Source organism: Okeania sp. SIO2B9, from assembly GCF_010672505.1.
Taxonomy (GTDB): Bacteria; Cyanobacteriota; Cyanobacteriia; order Cyanobacteriales; family Microcoleaceae; genus Okeania; species Okeania hirsuta.
On record NZ_JAAHGK010000869.1, the window covers coordinates 1 to 3,381 of the forward strand.

Below are 3,381 nucleotides of genomic sequence, written 5' to 3' on the forward strand. Positions count from 1 at the left end.
TTTCGCGCTTACAATACCGATGCTACCGGACATAATCTGACAAATAATTTTGTCTTACTCTCTCTCTGTAGGCAAGGAATTAGGATATGTATATTGTGATCGCTTTATTCAAAGTAAAAGTAGTACAAATTTCAACTATATTAATTATTCCCAATATGATTTGTTCAATGGCAGTATTTAGTCTTTCATAACTTTTGTTATTTTGAAACTTAGTATTAATGTGCAAAAAATACTATTACTTAATATCAAGCACATTAGTCAAAAAAGTAGTAATTATCTTTTTCTTTTTGGGGTTAATACCTTACCGCCTACAGGGTGTTTATAATTCCTTGGGTTTTGAGTCGCCATTCACTTTTCTCTACTTCTTTTTTCCTTCTTTCTTCTTACTTATTCCTTATTCCTTCTTAAACAAGTCTAAAAATATTATATAATTTGAATGGTAATTTTCAATTTGAACTAAGATTAACAAAGAAAATATACCAATAACTCATAGTCTCAAAATTCGGAGAAAAAAATTGAAAAATCAACAACAAAGTTTACAAACATTAATATTAGCAACTGTTTTATCATTCGTATTGCTAATTGGCTTCAATTCCTTTGTAATTATTAATCCTGGTCAAGCTGGTGTTATTAGTATTTTAGGTAAAGCTAGAGATGGCGCTCTCTTAGAAGGCATTCACTTTAAACCTCCTTTGATTTCTCAAGTTGATATCTATGATGTGACTGTACAAAAGTTTGAAGTTCCAGCCCAAAGTTCTACAAAAGATTTACAACAATTATCAGCAAGTTTTGCAATTAACTTTCGCTTAGACCCCGTGCTGGTAGTAAAAATCAGAAGAGAACAAGGAACTCTACAGAATTTAGTTGCGAAAGTAATTGCACCACAAACTCAAGAATCTTTTAAAATTGCTGCAGCTAGAAGAACTGTTGAAGAAGCTATTACTAAAAGAGTAGAATTGAAAGCAGACTTTGATAATGCTTTAGGTTCTCGTTTAGATAAATATGGCATTATTGTGTTAGATACTAGCGTAATTGATTTAACATTTTCTCCTGAATTTGCTAGAGCAGTTGAAGAGAAGCAAATTGCCGAACAAAAAGCACAACGAGCAGTATATGTTGCTGAAGAAGCAGAACAAGAAGCTCAGGCAGATATTAACCGTGCAAAGGGTAAAGCAGAAGCTCAAAAACTATTAGCTGAAACACTAAAAGCACAAGGTGGTGAGTTGGTTTTACAAAAAGAAGCGATCGAAGCTTGGAAAGCAGGTGGTTCTCAGATGCCTAAAGTTTTAATTCTGGGAAATGACAAATCTCAAACAGCTCCTTTTATTTTCAATCTTGATAATTTGGATGAAAATAAATAGCAGGGAATAGGGAACAGGGAATAGGGAACAGGGAAAAACATTGGCGTTGCTGAGTGGTAATGATTTTTAGATTAAGTCTCAACGCTAAACATCAGTTTTTCAATTTTACCTTCAGCTACTTAACATTACATTTGAGCAATGCCAAAATATTTCCCTGTCTGAGGTTCATGATCGGCATAAGTCCTAAGTAACTTGTTCCTTGCTATAAATTAAAAAATTAAAGTATAGGAGGATATTTTTTTCAAGAAATCTCTTAGTTAACTGTTTCTAATTCTGACGCACGCAGACGAAATTATACACCATTTGTAGGAGTTAACGGCCGTTAACCCTATATTTGGTGGTTATGTGTAATACCAATTTGAAAAAAGAATGTTACGAATAGTAAGAGCAATAAAAAGACAAATGCAGGAGATATTCCTTTGACTAAAAAGGTAATTTACGCCCTAAAAAATGGTATTAAAGCTATTCCCATACGACTCCTGACTCCTAAGAAATACCCTAGATATTTGTAGCAAACATTTATCAATTTGGTATAAGTCCTGACTACTTTAAAAGTTCTGCAAATAACAACTATTCAACTAAAATTTGAGCATCAGATGAAGTTTCTTCTGCTGGAGTTGGTGAAGCTGTTGCCTCTGTTTCTGGAATCACAATTTGCTTTTTAGGCTTTTTAGAAGGTTTATCAAGCTCTTCAAGTGGAGTTGATATGGGGAATGATTTTTTGCTCTCCTTCTTAGAAGGTTTATTGAGTTGTAGACCAGAAGGTGACTCGGTTGCTTCCGGTTCTTGTATGGGTGCGGGTAACTCAGTTGCTTCTGGTTCAGAGCTAGGAATAACTTTAGGTATAGGGTTAACTAAATTAATGTCTAGCTTGTAGTCAGTACCAGGTAAACCAGGTAAGGGAGCGAGAGTTATTTTGTAGTCGCCATCATTAGGTAGAGTTCCTTTCCAGATAGATACTTTCTCAGAAATTCCATCTACTGGTTCACCGTCTATTGCTACTAAACTCATTAATACTCCTTCTCCTGTAACTAATAAATTCAAATTTTGCCCAAGACTCCCAGAAATTATATAGTCAATACTTTCATTCCCTCTCAAGCGACCTTCAATAGATATCGGTTCTCCTGGGGATATATTCAAACGTTCTTCTGAAGTAATTGATGGAGATGGAATTATCACAGGAGCAGGAGTCTCCGGAATAGGAGTAGCATTCGGTAGTATTGTGATAGGTATTTCTGGTGTTCCAGATGGTACAGGAACAACAGGTAATGGTGATGGCAAAGTAGGTGATAGTGTTGATGTAGTTGTTGGAGATGGGGATGAAGTGGGTATTGGCGATGATGGAGGAGGGGCGAGGGTCGGTACTGGTATAGGATTCATTTTCGTTGGTTGCTGAAGTTGAGCTTCTTGTTGTCTGCGCTTGAGGAAAAAATTAACTGCACTCCAAGATACGACGCCAGATAAAACAACTAATACTGCTACTAATGCAGTTGCAACCCACTGGTGATTATCAAAAAAGCTATGGTTGCTATTGGGGTTAAGGTTTTGATTTGGAGTTGCTCCTATTGTTGGTTGTTGAGAAGATGAAGGATTATTTTGTTCTTGATTTATGGTAGGTAATTGCTGAGATTTGATATGGGGTAATCTTTCCAAAGCTTGATCTACCTCAGTAACAGACTGATAGCGATCGCCCGGTTGATGACTTAACATTCTATTGATGACCTCAGCTAACCCTAGACTAACTGCTACCCACCGTTGCCAATTCCAAGTTAATGTGGTTTGGTCGATTAATTGTTGGGGTTCTTTTCCCGTCAATAGTACAACTACTGTAACTGCCAAAGCATACAGATCGCTATTTGCTGTTGCTCTTCCCAGTTGAATTTGTTCCCAGGGAGCGTAGCCAAATTTTCCTACATTTGTCAAGGGTGCTGCTAAGTGGGAAGATTGAACTTTTGTTGCGAGTTCTTTAACTACTCCGAAGTCTATCAATACTGGCATTCGATCGCTTTCTCGCCTAATG

2 protein-coding genes are annotated in these 3,381 nt (G+C 36.4%); one reads left to right on the forward strand and one right to left on the reverse strand.

What is annotated here, in order from left to right; all coding sequences use genetic code 11:
• The first annotated feature begins 515 nt into the window (after window positions 1–515).
• A complete protein-coding gene (locus F6K13_RS24720) occupies window positions 516–1,361 on the forward strand; it encodes a prohibitin family protein (protein WP_124142686.1) in 846 nt (281 codons plus the stop codon).
• Window positions 1,362–1,931: 570 nt separating this feature from the next.
• Here the strand turns inward: F6K13_RS24720 and F6K13_RS24725 are convergent.
• The coding region (locus F6K13_RS24725; RefSeq protein WP_287288670.1) for a hypothetical protein at window positions 1,932–3,381 on the reverse strand (1,450 nt) is incomplete at its 5' end.